13 protein-coding genes are annotated in these 16,880 nt (G+C 68.6%); 3 read left to right on the forward strand and 10 right to left on the reverse strand.

Going from position 1 to position 16,880, the window contains the following annotated elements; translation table 11 throughout:
* Positions 1-3: 3 nt before the first annotated feature.
* Both QSK17_RS04975 and QSK17_RS04980 read right to left on the reverse strand, forming a co-directional pair.
* Positions 4-2,955 carry an AAA family ATPase gene (locus tag QSK17_RS04975; RefSeq protein WP_285703186.1) on the reverse strand — a complete coding sequence of 984 codons (2,952 nt, stop codon included), beginning with the start codon at positions 2,953-2,955 and terminating at the stop codon, positions 4-6.
* A gap of 13 nt (positions 2,956-2,968) precedes the next feature.
* On the reverse strand, positions 2,969-3,685 hold the full coding sequence (locus QSK17_RS04980; protein ID WP_285703187.1) for a hypothetical protein: 717 nt from the start codon (positions 3,683-3,685) through the stop codon (positions 2,969-2,971).
* 329 nt (positions 3,686-4,014) lie between these two features.
* On the opposite strand from QSK17_RS04980, the gene QSK17_RS04985 reads away from it, so the two are divergent.
* Together QSK17_RS04985 and QSK17_RS04990 are read left to right on the forward strand one after the other, a co-directional pair.
* A complete protein-coding gene (locus QSK17_RS04985; protein ID WP_285703188.1) occupies positions 4,015-4,392 on the forward strand; it encodes a carboxymuconolactone decarboxylase family protein in 378 nt (125 codons plus the stop codon).
* Positions 4,393-4,461: 69 nt separating this feature from the next.
* A complete protein-coding gene (locus tag QSK17_RS04990) occupies positions 4,462-5,214 on the forward strand; it encodes an SDR family NAD(P)-dependent oxidoreductase (protein ID WP_285703189.1) in 753 nt (250 codons plus the stop codon).
* Positions 5,215-5,290: 76 nt separating this feature from the next.
* On the opposite strand, the gene QSK17_RS04995 is transcribed toward QSK17_RS04990, so the two are convergent.
* On the reverse strand, positions 5,291-7,603 hold the full coding sequence (locus QSK17_RS04995) for a hypothetical protein (RefSeq protein ID WP_285703190.1): 2,313 nt from the start codon (positions 7,601-7,603) through the stop codon (positions 5,291-5,293).
* Between the two features lie 121 nt (positions 7,604-7,724).
* The gene (locus QSK17_RS05000) at positions 7,725-8,984 is read right to left on the reverse strand and encodes a nucleotide sugar dehydrogenase (RefSeq protein ID WP_285703191.1); all 1,260 of its coding nucleotides are present in this window, start codon (positions 8,982-8,984) and stop codon (positions 7,725-7,727) included.
* A 456-nt stretch (positions 8,985-9,440) separates the two neighbouring features.
* Here QSK17_RS05000 and QSK17_RS05005 point away from each other — a divergent pair, with 456 nt between their 5' ends.
* Positions 9,441-10,934 carry an MBL fold metallo-hydrolase gene (locus QSK17_RS05005; RefSeq protein WP_285703192.1) on the forward strand — a complete coding sequence of 498 codons (1,494 nt, stop codon included), beginning with the start codon at positions 9,441-9,443 and terminating at the stop codon, positions 10,932-10,934.
* 354 nt (positions 10,935-11,288) lie between these two features.
* Here the strand turns inward: QSK17_RS05005 and rfbB are convergent, their stop codons facing one another.
* The 6 genes from rfbB to QSK17_RS05035 are packed head-to-tail and all read right to left on the reverse strand — an operon-like array spanning position 11,289 to position 16,830.
* Positions 11,289-12,266, reverse strand: coding sequence for a dTDP-glucose 4,6-dehydratase (gene rfbB, locus QSK17_RS05010; protein WP_285703193.1), 978 nt, complete (start codon positions 12,264-12,266; stop codon positions 11,289-11,291).
* Complete coding sequence (locus QSK17_RS05015; protein ID WP_285703194.1) at positions 12,263-13,330, reverse strand: glucose-1-phosphate thymidylyltransferase; 1,068 nt, start codon at positions 13,328-13,330, stop codon at positions 12,263-12,265. The genes rfbB and QSK17_RS05015 overlap by 4 nt, the downstream gene beginning before the upstream one ends.
* A gap of 48 nt (positions 13,331-13,378) precedes the next feature.
* Positions 13,379-13,804 (reverse strand): GtrA family protein, encoded by a 426-nt coding sequence (locus QSK17_RS05020; protein ID WP_285703195.1) that lies wholly within the window; start codon positions 13,802-13,804, stop codon positions 13,379-13,381.
* Positions 13,801-14,739, reverse strand: coding sequence for a WxcM-like domain-containing protein (locus tag QSK17_RS05025; RefSeq protein WP_285703196.1), 939 nt, complete (start codon positions 14,737-14,739; stop codon positions 13,801-13,803). The genes QSK17_RS05020 and QSK17_RS05025 overlap by 4 nt, the downstream gene beginning before the upstream one ends.
* Positions 14,736-15,722 (reverse strand): glycosyltransferase family 2 protein, encoded by a 987-nt coding sequence (locus QSK17_RS05030; RefSeq protein ID WP_285703197.1) that lies wholly within the window; start codon positions 15,720-15,722, stop codon positions 14,736-14,738. The genes QSK17_RS05025 and QSK17_RS05030 overlap by 4 nt, the downstream gene beginning before the upstream one ends.
* Before the next feature lie 4 nt (positions 15,723-15,726).
* Positions 15,727-16,830: a DegT/DnrJ/EryC1/StrS family aminotransferase gene (locus QSK17_RS05035; RefSeq protein WP_285703198.1), complete on the reverse strand. Its 1,104-nt coding sequence runs from the start codon at positions 16,828-16,830 to the stop codon at positions 15,727-15,729.
* Positions 16,831-16,880 lie beyond the last annotated feature (50 nt).

Below are 16,880 nucleotides of genomic sequence, written 5' to 3' on the forward strand. Positions count from 1 at the left end.
GCGTCACACGGTGCCGTCGGGGCCGCGGCGGCCGTCGTAGCCGAGCAGCCGCATGGCGACCTCGGGATCCATGGCCGCCGCGAGCAGCTGGGCCCGTTCGGCCGCCCGGTCCCTGGCCTCCTCCGCCTGCCTGCGGCCCGCCTGCTGGGCGCGCACCACCGCGACGGCGGCCACGATCAGGCCGATCACGCCGAGAAGCACGAGGAACAGGATCAGCGCGGTTCCCGGCGCGACGTTCGTGGATCCCTCCTCCATCGCCCCGGACGCGTCGCCCTGCAGGAAGGCCATCCCGAGCAGGGCGATGACGACGAGCGCGATGATCCCGCCGATGAGCGCCCACAGCATCCCGTGCGACCGGCCGCGCGGGACGCTCGCCGGCGGAGCGGCCTGGTCCGGGTGGACGGCGGGCCCGGAACCGTTCCACGGCACAACGTCCGGCCGGATGACGCCGATGTCGTGCCCGCCGGACGTCCCGTACGACGTGGGCGGCGCCTGCTCCGGAGAACCCGGTCGCGCGGCGGCGACGACGGCCGACGGTTGAAGCTCCAGCACCCGCGCGGGCACCGGCAGGTCGACGGGGACGGCGCTGTGGCCGCGGTGGGCGTCCGCCGCGGCCGCGTGGTAGGCCTCGATCTCCTCGAAGAACTCGTCGGAGCCGTAGATGGTGCCGCCGACGAGCGGCCCGCGGGTCCGCTCGATGACCGCGACGACGTCGTCGCCGTTCAGCGTCTTGTGGTGCTCCAGAGCGTGCGCGACGCTCAACACCTCCCGCCGGTTGTTCCTGAGCAGCTCGGCGGTCTTCTCCAGCAGCTGGTTCAGGTTGAACTCGATCCGCTCCGGGAGCATGTCGGGCGCCAGATCGTCACCCGCCGGCCGGGGGGTGCCGGTGAATCCGATGCCGCCGCCCTGGCCCGGCGGTTTCTGGGCCCGTCCCTCGCGGACGCCGAGGTCCTGCAGGGCGGCTAGCGACGCGACGCCGATGCCCATGCCCCAGTGCGCCTCCATCAGCCCGGTCAGCAGCGTGGCCGACTGGAGGTCGCCGGAGACGCCCGAGGAGTTGTCCTCGCCGAAGAACATCCGCTCACCCGCCAGCGAGGCGAGGGAGACCATGATGTCCGCCTCGTACTCCGACTTCCACCGGGTGAACTGGTCCTCCGGCTTGATGCTGGAGACCATGCCGAGGTAGTCGGCGCCCTTCTCGATGGTCGCGAGGTCGATCTCGAGGTGGTGCCGGGTGCGGTAGGCGACGACGGCGTGGCACGCCTCGTGCACGGCCACCGCGTGCCGCTCCCGTTCGATGTACTCGACGTCCTCCGGAGGGCCGAGCTGCTTCAGCCGCTTGGCCCGCATCACGTCGGACCAGGTGATCACGTCCCGGCCGTCCCTGATCGCGGTGATCAGCGACTCGTTGACGAGGTCCTTGATGGTCGCGCCGGTGGCGTACGGAGTGATCGTGGCCAGCTTGTCGACCTGCTCGTCGGTCAGCTCGTGCCGCACCTTGCCGAAATATCCCTGGTAGGTGCGGATCCGGCCGTCCTTGGACGGGTAGCCGACCTTGTAGATGCGGTCGATCCGCCCTGGACGCAGCAGCGCCTCGTCCAGCGCCTCCGGCAGGTTGGTCGCCATCATGATCAGGATGCGGTACTTCGGCGGCGGCTTGGGCCGCATACCGAGCAGCCGCCGCACATAGCGGTTGACGAATCCACGCGGCTTCTTCAGCCCGGACATCTCGGTGAGCAGCGCCTGCAGGGTCCCCATGCCGCCCCCGCCGCCCATGCCCGCGCCGTAGACCAGGCGGTTGACGAACGCGGCGGTCCTGGAGACGGGCGCGGCCGCGGGCTCGGCCCGCCCGTGCCCGAGCGCGCTCCGGCCGAGCAGCCACCGGGTCTCCTGGTCGAGGTAGGAGAAGCCGTTACAACCGGCGTGCTGGAAGGGCGCGGGCGACCGGTGCGGGGCGGCCCGGCCCAATCCGCCCGGCCCGCCCGAGGCCAGCGCGCCGCGGTTGCCGAGGGAGTCGGCCTCGTCGAAGAAGACGATGACCCCGCCGTAGCGGAGCGCCAGCTTGCGGAGCTTCCGGAACAGCGACTTGACCTTCAGCACGCCGACGCCGAAGAACATGTTGATGAACGCGCCGGGATCCACGAACACGTACGGCTTGCCGGTCGAGCCGGCGACCGCCTCGGCCATGAGGGTCTTGCCGGTGCCGGGAGGGCCCCACAGCAGGATGCCGCTCGGCACGTAGCCGCCCTTGGCCTCGATCTCGTCCGGCCGTTCGAGGAAGACGATGTTCTCCTTGACCCGCTCGACCACGTGGTCCTGGCCCCACACGTCGGAGAACCGCGTCTTGATGTCGTCGGGGAAGTAGACGTCCACGCCGCCGCGCGAGAGGAACCAGAAGATCGCGGCGAACTGGCCGACGGCCAGCAGCATGTAGAGGAGGACTTGCAGGACCGTCGGGAGGTATCCGATCGCCTGGGCCGGGGCCTGGATCAGCGCCTCGATCGGCGAGGTGTTCCCCAGCTTGCCCAGCACGACGGCGACGACGGCGATCCAGACCGCCCATTTCAGCGCCCGGGCCAGCCGGTAGCGGCTCCAGTCGCTGAACCGGCGGCGGGTCCAGCGGTTCCACCCGCCGAAGATCCTCTTGGTCCAGAACCGGTGGTACGCCGCGGACCGCTCGCTGACCAGGAAGTGGAGCTGCCTGACCAGTTCGAGGCCGGCCAGCCAAAGGATCCAGGTCGAGTCACGGGCGGTGACGGCGATCGCGTCCGGGACCGTGATGATCCCACGGAAGGCCCCGAAGGTGTTCAGGACGAGGACGCCGAACAGGATCGCCAGCAACAGCAGGAACTTCACCCGGTCCCAGAAAGGGAGCCGTTTCCTGGTCAGCCGGTCGCGGTCCACGGGTCCCGAGCCGGGTTCGCGCAGCCCCTCGGGCTGATGTGCCGGGTTCATCTGAGGGGCTCCTTCACGAGGTGATGCGCTTGACCTTGAAGGACTGCGCGACCAGGTCGATCTCCTTGGCCTGCTTCTGGTAGCAGGCGGCCGTACAGCGGATCAGCAGCGTGGACACGTGCGTGCCGTCGGCGGACAGGTAGGCCGTCTCGTCGAACGTCTGGACCGGCCCGCCGAGCAGGCGGTAGTTGAAGATCGTCCGTATCCCGCGCACGCCGTCGCGCACCGGCAACACCTGGTCGGCCACCAGCTCGAAGCCCCTGAACGGCCACGCGGCCGACGACTCGAGCTGTTGCCGCACCTCGCCGCTGATCGCGACCGGGAGCCCGGAGGAGTTGCGCAGGGTGTTGAGCGACGTCTCGTTCTGCTGTGACGGGGTGAGGGTCTGGACCTTCGCCATGACGAACGGCTGGTCCTCGACCAGGGAGCCGGGGGCCAGGAGGTGGTCGGCGGACGGCTTGGCGTGGGCGTCGAACCCGACCGTCCAGGTGAGCCGTTTCTGCAGCCGCGCCGCCTCCGACCCCAGGTCGCCGAAGACCTTGGTGTCGAGCGCGCCCTGATCGACCTTGCGCCAGGCCGAGGGCACCTTGAAGTAGGTCCCTCCGTCGTCGTCGCGCACATAGGTGTACTGGGAGTCCGCGCATCCGGACAGCCCGGCGAGTAATACGGCGAGCGACACGGCGGCCGCCGCGACCGCCCGCGTGCCGGATTTTCCCCGCAATCTGTCCACCTGGGCCCAACCTCCGCTTTACGGCTGTACGAGGTGGTAGTGCCCGTTTTCCGAAATATCCATCTCGTGATCGACGGCGCCCATCCGGGTAATCCTGCCCAAATATTGGCTGTATCTAGGCTTCGCCTGTTATCGACCCCGACCCTCGAATCTCATCAACTGAATCAAGTAACGACTGATGACTGATCGCGTGAGATAGTGCTACACGTCGGGAGCACGGTGAAAAATGACCTATCGCGAGCGCGCGAAGTGGCCAAGGATAGAGGGGGCGGGGGTGCCGCCCGCCGGGCTCGCCGCAGACGCACAGCCGACGCACTTGGAGCACTTCGATGAGCGACAACGTGGACGACCTTGACCGTTGGGCTCGCGGACTGGAGATCATGAAGCGCGTGAACGGATGGGACGACCCCGACGACGCGCCCGGTGAGTTCTTCGGCATGACGGTGGAGCATCTGTTCGCCGAGATCTGGGCGCGTGACGTGCTCTCGGTCAGGGAGCGGCGCCTGCTGCTGCTCGGCCTGCTCGTCGGCGACGGCCTCGACGACGCGCTGCGCGTCCAGCTCGACACCGCGCTGCGCACCGGGGAGCTGACTCCGGCGGAGCTGCGCGAGGTCGTCGTCTTCCTGACGCACTACGCCGGCTGGCCGCGCGGCGCCCGGCTCAACACCCAGGTCGAGGAGCTGATCGCGCGGCTGCTGGGGGATTAGCGGAGCCGGATGCTCTGGTCGGCCGGGCCGCCGCCAAGTGGCGGTCCGAAGTGAGGCTAGTCTGCCGTCATGCCCACCGCTCTCATCACCGGCGCGACCGCCGGAATCGGCGCGGCCTTCGCCCGCCGCCTCGCCGCAGACGGCTTCTCCCTCGTGCTGGTCGCCCGTGACGACGCCCGGCTGTCCGCGTCGGCGGCAGAGCTGCGCAAGCGGTACGGCGTGGCGGTCGAGGTGCTGCCGGCCGACCTCTCCCTCGACGAGGGCGTGGGCAAGGTCGAGGACCGCCTCAGGCGGGGCGTCGACCTGCTGGTCAACAACGCGGGGTTCGGGCATCCCGGAGCCTTCCTCGAAGTCCCGGTGGACGACGAGGTGACCATGCTCCGGGTCCACTGCGAGGCGGTGCTGCGGCTCACGCTGGCCGCGCTGCCCGGGATGCGGGCACGTGGCCGCGGTGCCGTGATCAACGTGGCGTCGGTGGCGGCGTTCTTCACCCGGGGCACCTACAGCGCGTCCAAGGCGTGGGTGGTCAACTTCAGCGAGTCCGTCGCCGCGGAGATCGGCGACCGCGGCGTGCGCGTCATGGCCCTCTGCCCCGGTTTCGTCCGTACGGAGTTCCACCGGCGGGCCTCGATGGATGTCTCCGGCATCCCGGGCTTCCTGTGGCTGTCGGCCGACCGGGTGGTGGCCGAGGCCATGCGTGACCTCGCCCGGGGCCGGCGGGTCAGCGTTCCCTCGGCGCGCTACAAGGCGATCGTCTCGATAGGCAAGCTCGTCCCCCGGAACCTGGTGGGGCAGGTGTCCGCCCGCATCGGACGGCGCTGACCCCGGACCGCGCCCATCAGCCGCCGGGTGATCACGCCGCCCGGTGTCAACGCGTCGGGGTCACATGCGTGCGGTATCAGCCGCGCAGCCGCGCCGGTATCCGGTAGACGGCATAGTCGCCGGAGCGGAACCGCAGGTTCGCGGCGTCCCCGATCGGCGGCGACCGGCGCTCCTCGACGACGAGCCAGCGCACCCCGAAGCGGTCGCGCAGGTACTGGAAGGCCGCCGCCGACGGCCGGCGGAAGGCCGCGTCGTTCAGCCGGATCCGCTCGGGGTCCCAGAACGGAAGGCGCAGCACCGACTCTCCCGGGCGCCAGCGGTCCATGTTCGTCGGCGTGTACGCCCATCCCTCGACGAGGGCGCGGCGCTCGGACAGCGCGGTCACCCAGAAGTGGCGGCTGTCGCAGGGGTCCTCGCGGCCCCAGACGCAGTGCGCGTTGGTGGCGACGAGGTCGTCCGGCCGCGAGTGGGCGCGCAGCCACCGCCCGGCGGCGAGCGCGCCGCGCGGCACCTTCTCCAGGTCGGGGTGGACGACGCGGCTCGCGGCCGGGTCGGCCCGCCCGGTGTCCCCCAGCGCGAGAGCGCGCGCCTGCCACGACGCCGGAGCGCCCATGGCCACGACCATGGACAGCGCGAGGGACCAGGCGCGCACCTTGCGCCGCCTCAGCGCGATCGCGGCCACGGCCGCGAGGACGGCGACGGCGAGCAGGACGGCGAACGGCAGGTAGAGCGCGGCCTGATCCCGGTCCGGACCCAGCGGGACGACGACACCGCACAGCACGCGGATCAGGTGCGCGGCCGCCAGCCCGAGGGCGACGGCGCCCACGAGCGCCCGGCGTGACGGCCGCTCCCCCTTCGTCACGACCACGAACCCGTACGCCGAGAGGATCGCCAGGTACGGATAGACCGACTGGAGGAAGTACCCCTCGTCCACGGAGGTGTTACCCAGCATGAGGACGGCGCCGACACCCGCCGCGGACATGCCGAGCAGGAGGACGACGGGTTGCCGGGCGAGCAGCCGGGGCCGGCTCAGCAGCCCGGCGGTCCCGCACCACGTGACGGCCCAGCACACCAGGTAGACGGCGGTCATCCCGGCGAGCGAGGCCGGTGACGGCTTCGCGGCGTCGCCCAGCCCGGCCAGCAGCACCCACGTCGTGCGGACGAAGGACTGAGGAGACACGATCAACCCCTGCCGGGTGCCGCCGTACAGGACGAACTGGGCGAAGGCCAGGCACACGGCGGTCATGCCGAGCGCGGCCAGCACGGCCCAGGGCGGGCGGCGGTCCCGGATCGCCCGTACCGCTCCGGCCGCGACCAGCCCGGCCATGAGCAGCGGCAGGTGGGGGGCCTCAGCCCCCATGACGGCGACCAGCAGGACGGCCAGCAGCACCCACGCGCCGCGGCCGGAGCGCCCCTCCAGAAGGTCGGCGAGCACGAGGACGACGGCGGCGACCAGCAGAGCCCCGAACATCTGCGACGGGCTGCCCCATCCGTTCGGCTGGAGGCCGCTCCACTGGAGCAGTCCGTCGGTGTTGGCGTACAGGCTCGGCATGGACACGAGGAGCGTCCCGGCGACGGCCAGCGCCGCCGCGACCCGCGATCCGGTGACGCGGTGCCCGATCATCCCGGTGAGCACGGCGAACCCGGCCAGCATCGGCAGGACCGCGAGGCGGTAGAGCAGCACCATCGGCTCGACGCCCGTGACCCAGCTCGCCGACGCGAGGTGGGCGTAGACGAACCAGTGGTAGAGCAGGGGCTCGCCGGCGACCATGGGCACCTCCGGCGGCATGTGGTGCCTCAGCTCGCCGATGAGGGCCAGGTGGTACGGCATGTCGAAGAGGGAGGCCCCGGCCTGGGGCCAGGTCAGCGCGTTGGCGTCGAAGAAGCTCGTGGCGCTCCAGGCGGTCAGGTACACGACGACCAGCGCGAGGAACCAGGACCACCAGCGTGGCGCGGCGGCCCCCCGCGGCACGCGCGTCCAGTGCCGGCGCAGCCGGGGCACGGCCAGGAAGGCGAGGTAGACGGCGGCCGGCCACGCGAGGACGAGCAGCGGGGCGCCGGCCGCGCGGGCGGCGATGTAGGCGGGCACCTCGATCGCGTATCCGAGCGTCACGCCGAGGGCGAGCTCCTCCCCCGGCGTGCGCCCCGCACCCTGCACCGCCCCGTACAGGACCCGGATCAACAGGACGCCGGGGAGCGCGAGGCCGAGCGCGAGATAGAGCCCGAAGGCGGCCAGATCGCGGACGGACACGCCATGGAGCCGTAGCACGACGGCCGCGAACAGGAGGGCGAGCGCCCCGGGCGCCCACCGGGCAAGGCGGGATCTCCGATGCCGTCCGGCGTGCCTTCCCCCGCCGATGAACACGCCCGCCGCCATGGTCCTGACCATGCGGAGAGTTTGGTGGCGGGCGCGTCCTCGTACTGCCGTCTTTGCCAGTACTTCACCCGGAGCCCGGAGCCCGGGGCGCGGTGTCCGGGGCGCGGTGTCCGGGCGGCGGGCGTGGGTCGGGTCAGAGGCGCTCGACGTTGCAGCCCCGGCAGCGGTCGCGGGTGTCGAAGACGAACGCGCTGGCGCGCTGGACGAGGTCGTAGTCGAAGCAATCGTGGTCGGTCAGGAGCACGACCGCGTCCGCCCGGGCCAGCTCGTGGTAGGACACGTCGGCGATCTCGATCCCGGCCGGGAACTGGACGAGATCGACGTGCGGGTCGGCGGCCCGCACCTCCGCGCCCAGCTTGATCAGAGCCCGGGCCACCTCGATCGCGGGAGACTCCCTGCAGTCGCCCGCGTTCTTCTTGTACGCGAGGCCGAGCAGCAGCACACGGCTTCCCTTGACCGACTTGAACCGCTGGTTCAGCGCGAGGGTCAGCCGGTGGACCACGTGCTCCGGCATGTGGTCGTTGATGTCGTTGGCCAGTTCGACGAACCGGAAGTTGCGCCCGAGGCTGCGCTTGACCTTCCAGGACAGGTACGAGGGGTCGATCGGCAGGCAGTGCCCGCCGACACCCGGCCCCGGTGTGAAGCGCATGTAGCCGAAGGGCTTGGTCGAGGCGGCGTCGACCGCCTCCCAGACGTCGATCCCGAGCTGCTGCGCGAAGATCGACAACTCGTTCACCAGAGCGATGTTGACGTGCCGGAACGTGTTCTCCAGAAGCTTGCACAGCTCGGCCACCTGGAGCGACGACACCGGGACGACCTGCTCCACGATGGCTCCGTAGAAGGCCCGGATCCGGGCGAGGGACGCGTCGTCGAGGCCGGACACGACCTTCGGGGTGTTCTCCAGGCGCCACCGCGCGTTGCCCGGGTCGATCCGCTCCGGGCTGTAACCGAGGAAGAAATCCTCCGGTGCCCGCAGCCCCGACCCCTCCTCCAGGATCGGACGCAGGTACTCCTCCGTGGTCCCCGGGTAGGTGGTCGACTCCAGGACCACCGTGGCGCCGTGCCGTACGAACGGGGCGATGGAACGGCCGGCCGAGGCGATGTGGCTGAGGTCGGGCGCGCCCTCACGCAAGGGTGTCGGCACCGTGATCACGCAGACGTCGAACCCCTCGGCTCCCGCGTAGTCCGTGGCCGCGCGGTACCGGCCGGACCGCAGCGCCGTGGCCAGCGCGTCGTCGGGGATGTCCTCGACATAACTCTCGGCGGCGTTGAGGCGCTTCACCCGCCATTCGTCCACGTCGATCCCCACCACGTCGAACCCGGCCTCGACCGCCCGCATCGCGAGCGGCAGGCCGACGTATCCCTGGCCGATCACGACCAGCTTCTCTCCCATTTCTTGACCTCCATCATTTCCAGATGAGATGTCCCGACTCTAGAAGTCACGAGATCCCGAACCCCCGATTCGAAGGAGGATTCGGCGTGTCGCCTTCCAGCTCCGGCAACGGTACGGCCAATCGACGTAATATCTCCCCGCTGACACATTGGATCGACTTCGCATTCGGGCAAAAGGACCGATCCGCAAAAGCGGAAAATATCCTTCTCGCGCACCGTCTCGGCCCTGTTCGTCGAAGCACTGGTCAACCCCGCGCTCCGGTCCACGCCGGGGCGACTTTCGTCGACATCAAGCCCGCCGGCCGCCACCAAGGAAAACAGATTCCATAATCGCCAAAAAATCTTGATCTACGAGTACCGACGCTTTCTGTTTTCAACAGATGTCGGCGGCAAACTGCAATTCTGCAGCACGACGGGCCGCCGACTCGGACAAATCTCTGTCACGAGAGGACTCTTCTTGAACCTGCACCGCGACGGACGTCAGACCGCTTTGCGCTATCTCGGGCACGCGGGTTTCATCGCCGAACATCAGGGTGTACGGCTGCTCATCGACCCCTGGTTCTATCCGGCATTCCTGCACTCATGGTTCCCTCATCCCGACAATCGGGATCTGCTGGACACCGTGCGCGGCCAGGATTTCGACTTCCTCTACATCTCGCACGCCCATGAGGACCATTACGACGAGCGTGTCCTCCGCACACTGGACAGAGCGATCACCGTGATCGTCCCCAAGTACCGCTCGAAGGTCATGGTGAAGCGCTTCTCCGCGCTGGGGTACGAGAACATCGTGGCGCTCGACCACAAGGAAACGTTCGAGGTCGCCCCGGGCTTCGCCGTGACGATGTACCTGGACACGAGCCACAAGGAGGACAGCGGGCTGCTGCTCGACCTCGACGGCTTCCGATTCCTCGACCTCAACGACTGCAACACTCCGATGTCGGAGCTGCCCGGCGACGTGGACCTGCTTTCCGCGCAGTACTCAGGGGCCATGTGGTACCCCAACTGCTATGACTTTCCGCCTGACGTGATGAGCAAGAAGGTCGACATCGTACGCGGAGACCACCTCGACACGCTTTACCGCAAACTGCGGATCACCGGAGCCGCGGCCTACCTGCCTTCCGCAGGCCCTGCTTGCTTCCTGGACCCCGTGCTGGAGCCGTACAACGACCGCGACGCGACGATCTTCCCGCACTGGGAGGACGTCGCCGAGGAGTTCGCCGAGGCCTGCCCCGACGTCGAGGTGCTGCGGCTCTTCCCCGGCGACACCGTACGGCTCGGGGACACCCGGGTCGTGGAGCGTCATCCCGGCGCACGGACCTCCGAGGACCTCGCCGCCTACCGGGAGCGGCGCCGCGACGAGTGGAGCGCGTTCTACGACGAGCCCGCCGATCCGGTGACCGCCGAGGAGATCGAGGCGTACTTCGCCAAGCTGCAGAGCTGGAACAAGCGCTTCCTCGGCGACTTTTCCAAGGACATCCGTCTCATCGCCGACGGCCGCATGTGGGACGTACGGCTGGGCCGCCTGGCCGAGCGGTTCGTCATCGAGGGCGAGGAGCCCTATGACCCCGAGTACACCCTGCTGCTCTGCCCCAGGACCATGAGGGCGATCATCGAGGAACGAGTCGGCTGGGAAGAGGCTCTGCTGTCGATGCGCGTGGGGCTGCACCGGGAGCCGGACGTCTTCGACCTCACTTTCATGAGCCTGTTGCGGTACGGCAACCAGCCGGCGCAGACCATGCAGATGCTCAGGGAACGGCAGAACACCGAGACCATCGAGCGGGACGGCCTGCGAATGCAGCGGTTCTGCCCGCATGCCGGCGAGGACCTCGCGTACGCCACCATCTGCGAGGGCGTCATCGAATGCCCACGGCACCACTGGAAGTGGGAGGCCGCGACCGGCAAATGCGTCGCCGGTGGCACCCTGCCACTACGGGTGCAGCCGCTCGACTGAATCGCCGGGGACGCCGCCGCGTAAGCCCTCCACGGGTTTACGCGGCTTCCTGCTTCACCGACCTCGTGCCACCGAAGTGGTCTTACCAGGTCTCCACAAGCTTTTGAGCCTCTCGACTCCGTTGTCGCCCGTCCGGCGGGTGCCTGACGCGGTTGCCTTACCTGCAGACGCCGATCCGCCTTGGCGGCGAATTTCGCCACCAAGGCGGATCGGCTTTTCCTCACTATGCGGGAGAGTATGCGGGAGAGTCCGCTTCACCCCCGGCGTGAACGCCGGAGCACCGCGGACCATCTCGGTGGCGAAACCCAGCGGCACGTGTCCACTCGGGGTCGCCGGCCGTGGCCGCTCTCATGATCAGGAAGATGTGGCTCTGAGCCCGCGCCACCAGTCCTGGTTGTCGCGATACCACCGAACAACGTCGGCGAGTCCCTCATCGAAGTCGACCATGGGCTCGTAACCGATCGAGCGGATCTTGGTGGAGTCGACCGAGTAGCGCAGATCGTGCCCGAGCCGGTCCGGCACGTGCGCGACCATCTCCCACCCGACGCCGAAGGCCGCGAGCAGCCGCTCGGTGAGTTCGAGGTTGGTCAGCTCGACCCCGCCCCCGATGTTGTAGACCTCACCGGCCGAGCCCTTGTCCACAACGAGCTGGATGCCCCGGCAGTGGTCGTCCACGTGCAGCCACTCCCGCACGTTGCGGCCGTCGCCGTACAGCGGGACGGGCATCCCATCGATCAGGTTGGTGACGAACAGCGGGATGACCTTTTCCGGGTACTGGTAGGGGCCGTAGTTGTTGGAGCACCGGGTCACCCGCACGTCCAGCCCGTACGTCCGGTGGTAGGCACGGCAGAGCAGGTCGGCGCCGGCCTTGGCGGCCGAGTAGGGCGAGTTGGGCAGCAGCGGCTCCGCCTCGGTCCACGATCCCGCCTCGATCGACCCGTAGACCTCGTCGGTGGAGACCTGGACGAACGCGCGGACGCCGGCCTCCAGTGCGGCCTGCAGGAGCCGCTGGGTGCCCTGGACGTTGGTCGACACGAAGTCGCCGGCACCCGTGATCGAACGGTCGACATGCGTCTCCGCCGCGAAGTTCACGATCAGGTCGTGCCCGGGGACCAGCTCGCGAAGCAGCGCCATGTCGGTGATGTCGCCGCGTACGAAGCTGAACCCGCGTGTCGCCGCGACCGGGGCCAGGTTGGCGGAGTTCCCCGCGTATGTGAGCTTGTCCAGCACGGTCACGCGGGCGTTCTCATAGCCGGGGTACGCCCCGGACAGCAGCGACCGGACGTAGTGGGAGCCGATGAACCCGGCGCCACCGGGAACCAGAATCTTCATGCGCGCACCTGAACCCTGCTGTGGTCTCCGACCATGAGCTGATAAGTGTTGGGCACCCCGGTCGCCCGGGTGACCTCGGCGTTGCGCCCGATCAGGGAGTGCGTGAGACCGGAGACGCCCCTGATGGCCGAATCACCGAGCACGATGCTGTAGTCCACCTCGGCGTCCTCGAGCACGCAGCCCTCTCCGATCGAGGTGTACGGTCCGATGTACGAGCGACTGATCTTGGCATCGGCGCCGATCACGGCCGGTCCCCGGATGACCGAGCCCTCCACGACGGCACCGGGGGCGATGACGACGCGCCCGGTTATCTCCGAGAAGCCGTCCACGGTCCCCCCGACGTCGGGCTCGATCGCCTCCAGCACGATGCGGTTGCACTCCAACATGTCCTGCAGCCGTCCGGTGTCCTTCCAGTAGCCCGTGACGAAGTGAGACTGGACGCGGTGGCCGGTGTCGATGAGCCACTCGATCGCATCGGTGATCTCCAGCTCGCCCCGGGCGGACGGCCTGATCGCGCGCACGGCCTCATGGATCGCGGGCGAGAACGTATAGACCCCGACGATCGCCATATCGCTGCGCGGGTGCTCCGGCTTCTCCTCCAGCGCGACGATCTCGCCGTCCGGACCGAGCTCGGCGACGCCGTAGAACTGGGGCTCGGCCACGCGGGTGAGCAGGATGCGCGCGTCGCAGTCGGCCGCGCGGAAGGCGTCGACCATGCCGGCGATGCCGTCGACGAGGAAGTTGTCGCCCAGGTACATCACGAACGGATCGTCGGCCAGAAACTCCTTGGCGATGAGGACGCAGTGTGCCAGCCCGAGCGGCGCCTCCTGCTCGATGTAGGTGACGTCGAGCCCGAACGCGGAGCCGTCCCCGACGGCCTCCCGGACCTCCCGTCCGGTTTCGCCGAGGATGATCCCCACGCTGGTGATGCCGGCGTCCCTGATGGCCTCGAGCCCGTAAAAGAGCACCGGCTTGTTCGCGACGGGGACCAGTTGTTTCGCCGACGTGTGGGTCAGCGGGCGCAGCCTCGTCCCCTTGCCGCCCGCCAGAACGAGTGCCTTCACCGCTTGTCGAATCCTTCCATGCTTGTGCATCCTTCTTCGGAAAAGGGATTATCCGACCTTGGACATCGCTCGCCCGCTTGAACGTGCGGCTTCGCGACCTCCGCGGCTTCTGCCGGATGAGGCCAGGACGTACCGGCTCATCACGAACGTGAGCGGGACGGTCACGCACATCGTCATCGGCATCGCCACCCAACTGGCGACTCCCAGCCGGACCAGCAGCGTCAGAAGAGCCAGACCTACGAAGTACTGGACCAGATAGACACCGGGGAACCGCACAGCGGAACCGATCGACGCCCTGGTACGGAACACGAAGGCCGTGTTGATGACGTATGAGAGGGCGATGCCGGAAAGGAAGACCAATGTATAGGCCACCGACACCGGCAGCCACAACGCGACGACCACGAAGAGCCCGTACGTGACCCCGGTGTTGACGGCGCCGCCTATGAGAAAGCGGGCGAACGGCGAACCCCTCACGTGCGCACCACCTCGGAGACGATTTTCTGGAACTCGTCATATGTGCGGATGTAGTCGTCCGGGTCGTAATAGTGGGAGGCGAACACGAGGAGCACCGCGTCGGGCGAGTACCGGTACTGCGTGCCCCAGATCATGGCCGGCATGTGGACGCCTTGGCTGGAACGGTCCAAGGTGATCTCACGTCGGTTGCGGCCGTCGTCCAGGAGGACGCCGCAGGAGCCGCGCACGCAGATCAGAAACTGCTCGCAGTGCCGATGGGCGTGCTCTCCCCGGACTTCCCCGCCGGGCACGTTGGAGACGAGGAAATAGCGCTTGGGCACGAACGGGAGCTCACGCTCGAACTCTCCGACGGAGAGCTCGCCGCGCGGGTCCTTCATGACGCGCAACTCGTGCAGACTCGCGCCACCGACTCCAAGTCCCACCTTTCCCGGCGCGATGGAGTCGCCGCTCTGGAGGAGATGGTCCCTGTCGGCGACGTAGCCCTTGACTCGTGCGGGATTGCCCACCACGACCGCGTTCGGGGGAACCGAACGCGTCACGACCGCGCCCGCCCCCACCATCGCACCGCTGCCGATCTCCACGCCCGGCAGAATCGTGCTGTTCGCACCGATGGAGGCGCCGGAGCGGACCACCGTGCGGACGAACCTTTCCGGATTGACCTTGCTGCGCGGGAATGGGTCGTTCGTGAACGTCGCGTTGGGGCCGATGAAAACGTCATCCTCGATCGTGATCCCGTCCCAGATCTGGACGCCGCACTTGACGGTCACGCGATCGCCCAGCACCACATCGTTCTCGACGAAGACGCCGTCGCAGATGTTGCACTCGGCCCCGATCCGCGCGCCTGGGAGCACGTGCGCGAAGGCCCAGACGCGGGTGCCCGCTCCGATGTCCGTGCTCTCACAGAGGGCCTGTGGGTGGACGAAGGTCTGTTTCATGCACTCCTGCCGGTATAGAGAAGTTCGGAGACGGCTTCCGGAGCTCCGTCGAAGGAGCGGACGGTACGCACCAGGGCCAGGGGCCGCTTCTTCGTGTTCTCGTAGCTCCGCCACGCGTACGACCCGATGAAACCGAGCCCCAGGGTGTTCAGCGCCCCGAAGAAGGTGATGACCACGATCGTGGTCGTGTAGCCCGCCGCCGCGATCTGGCCGGTAAGTCTCATGACGACGACGAAGACGGCCAGAAGTGCGGCGACGACGCATCCGAGTGCTCCCAGGATCGTGAGGACGCGGATCGGCAGGTCCGTGAACGCGAATACGCTGTCCAGCAGATAGTTGATCTTCTTGCCGACCGTCCAGGCGCTCCTGCCGTGCGCTCGCGCGCGCCGCTGGTACGGCACCTCGCTCCGCCGGAAACCGAGCCAGTAGACGAGGCCGACGAGGGAGGTGTTCGCCTCCTCCATCCGCAGGAGCTCGTCCCTGATCCGCCGGTTGCACCCGAAGACGTCGACCCCGCCGGCCGGGATCTCGCGCACGATGAAACGCCGGTAGAAGCCCCAGAAGAGGTTCGCCGCCAGCCGCGACATCCCTGGATCGTCACGCCCCTCCCGCACTCCGACCGCGATGTCGGCATCGCCGTACACGAGCTGGTCGAGAAATCTGAGCAGCAGGTCAGGCGGCTCCTGGAGGTCTGCGGCGATCGTGGCGAAGTAGTCGCCCTGGGCCGCGCGAAGACCGGTGCGGACGGCCGCGAACGCGCCGAAGTTGCGCGCGTGCAGGAGCAGTTGCGACCGGAACGGCGCCTGCGGCAGGGCCGTCTTGAGCAACTCGAAGCTGTCGTCCGGACTCCCGTCGACCACGAAGACGAACTCCATCGGCATGCCGTAGCGTTCAGCGACGATCGCGTTGATGGCGCTGAACTCCGCGATCAGCTGTGGCACGAACTCCGCGTTCCGATAGACGGGCACGATCACAGAGAACACGGCGTCACCAGGTGTTGACGCGGGAGATCACTCGCGTGACCTCCTCGTCGGAGAGCTCGGAATGACACGGCAAGGTCACGATCGAGACCGACAGGTCATCGGTCACCGGGAGCGCGGCGGCCGGACCGCTGGGATCGGTCAGCGCGGGCTGGCGGTGGTCCGGGACCGGATAGTGCACATCCGTCTGAATCGCCGCCTCGGTGAGATGAGCGCGGAGCGCCTCCCTCTCAGCACTCACGACGACGTACAGATGAGCGACGTACTCCTCCTCGTGGACCGGAGGGCACTCCACCCGCGGGTTGCGGATCTCCTGCGAGTACCGCGTGGCGATGTCGCGGCGACGCCGGTTCCAGGCGTCGAGGAAGGGCAGCTTGGCCCGCAGAACCGCGGCCTGCATCTCGTCGAGGCGGCTGTTCCGCCCTCCTCTGACGCCGGCGTGATACCTCGACTCCCACCCGTACTGCCGCAGGCGTCTGACCTGCTGGGCGACGTCCGCACTGCCGGTCACCACGGCGCCGCCGTCACCGAGCGCACCCAGGTTCTTCGTCGGATAGAAACTGAAACTCGCCGCGGCTCCGAAGGAGCCGGCACGCCGGCCGCCCCGGCGAGCGCCGTGGGCCTGCGCGCAGTCCTCGAACACGGGAACGCCGGCCGGGGCCGTGAGATCCAGGACCCCCTCCATGTCGTGCAGGAGCCCGAAGAGATGAGTGACCACGACCGCGTCGAGTGTGCTCTCCGCGAGGATCTGCTTGAGGTGGGCGAGGTTCATCAGCTTCGTGTCACGGTCCACGTCGACGAAGACCGGTTCCGCGCCGAGCGCCATCAGGGCCGTCGTCGTGTAGAAGCCCGCGTTCGCGACCGTGGCCACGCGGCTTCCCCGGCCCACGCCGAGGGCGCGGAGCCCGAGCTCGATGGCCTCCGTTCCGTTGGCGACGCCGACGCAGTGGCCGACGCCGCAGTACTCGGCGAACTCCTGCTCGAAGGCTTCGACCTCCGCGCCCAGGACGTACCAGCCGCTGCTCAGGACGCGCTCGACAGAAGTGCGCACGACCGTCTCCGTCGTGACCGCATGCCGGCGGAGGTCGTTCACCAGAATCGGGTCAGCCACATCTGCCCTCGTGTTCTGCATATGGAAAACTCCACGCGATCGCCTGCCCT

The organism is Microtetraspora sp. NBRC 16547, assembly GCF_030268965.1.
GTDB lineage: Bacteria > Actinomycetota > Actinomycetes > Streptosporangiales > Streptosporangiaceae > Microtetraspora.

Bases quoted from the DNA above. Each gene is read 5' to 3' on its own strand.
- QSK17_RS04975 (WP_285703186.1), bottom strand. From the start codon at position 2,955: ATGAACCCGGCACATCAGCCCGAGGGGCTGCGCGAACCCGGCTCGGGA.
- QSK17_RS04985 (WP_285703188.1), top strand. From the start codon at position 4,015: ATGAGCGACAACGTGGACGACCTTGACCGTTGGGCTCGCGGACTGGAG.
- QSK17_RS04990 (WP_285703189.1), top strand. From the start codon at position 4,462: ATGCCCACCGCTCTCATCACCGGCGCGACCGCCGGAATCGGCGCGGCC.
- QSK17_RS04995 (WP_285703190.1), bottom strand. From the start codon at position 7,603: ATGGTCAGGACCATGGCGGCGGGCGTGTTCATCGGCGGGGGAAGGCAC.
- QSK17_RS05000 (WP_285703191.1), bottom strand. From the start codon at position 8,984: ATGGGAGAGAAGCTGGTCGTGATCGGCCAGGGATACGTCGGCCTGCCG.
- rfbB (WP_285703193.1), bottom strand. From the start codon at position 12,266: ATGAAGATTCTGGTTCCCGGTGGCGCCGGGTTCATCGGCTCCCACTAC.
- QSK17_RS05025 (WP_285703196.1), bottom strand. From the start codon at position 14,739: ATGAAACAGACCTTCGTCCACCCACAGGCCCTCTGTGAGAGCACGGAC.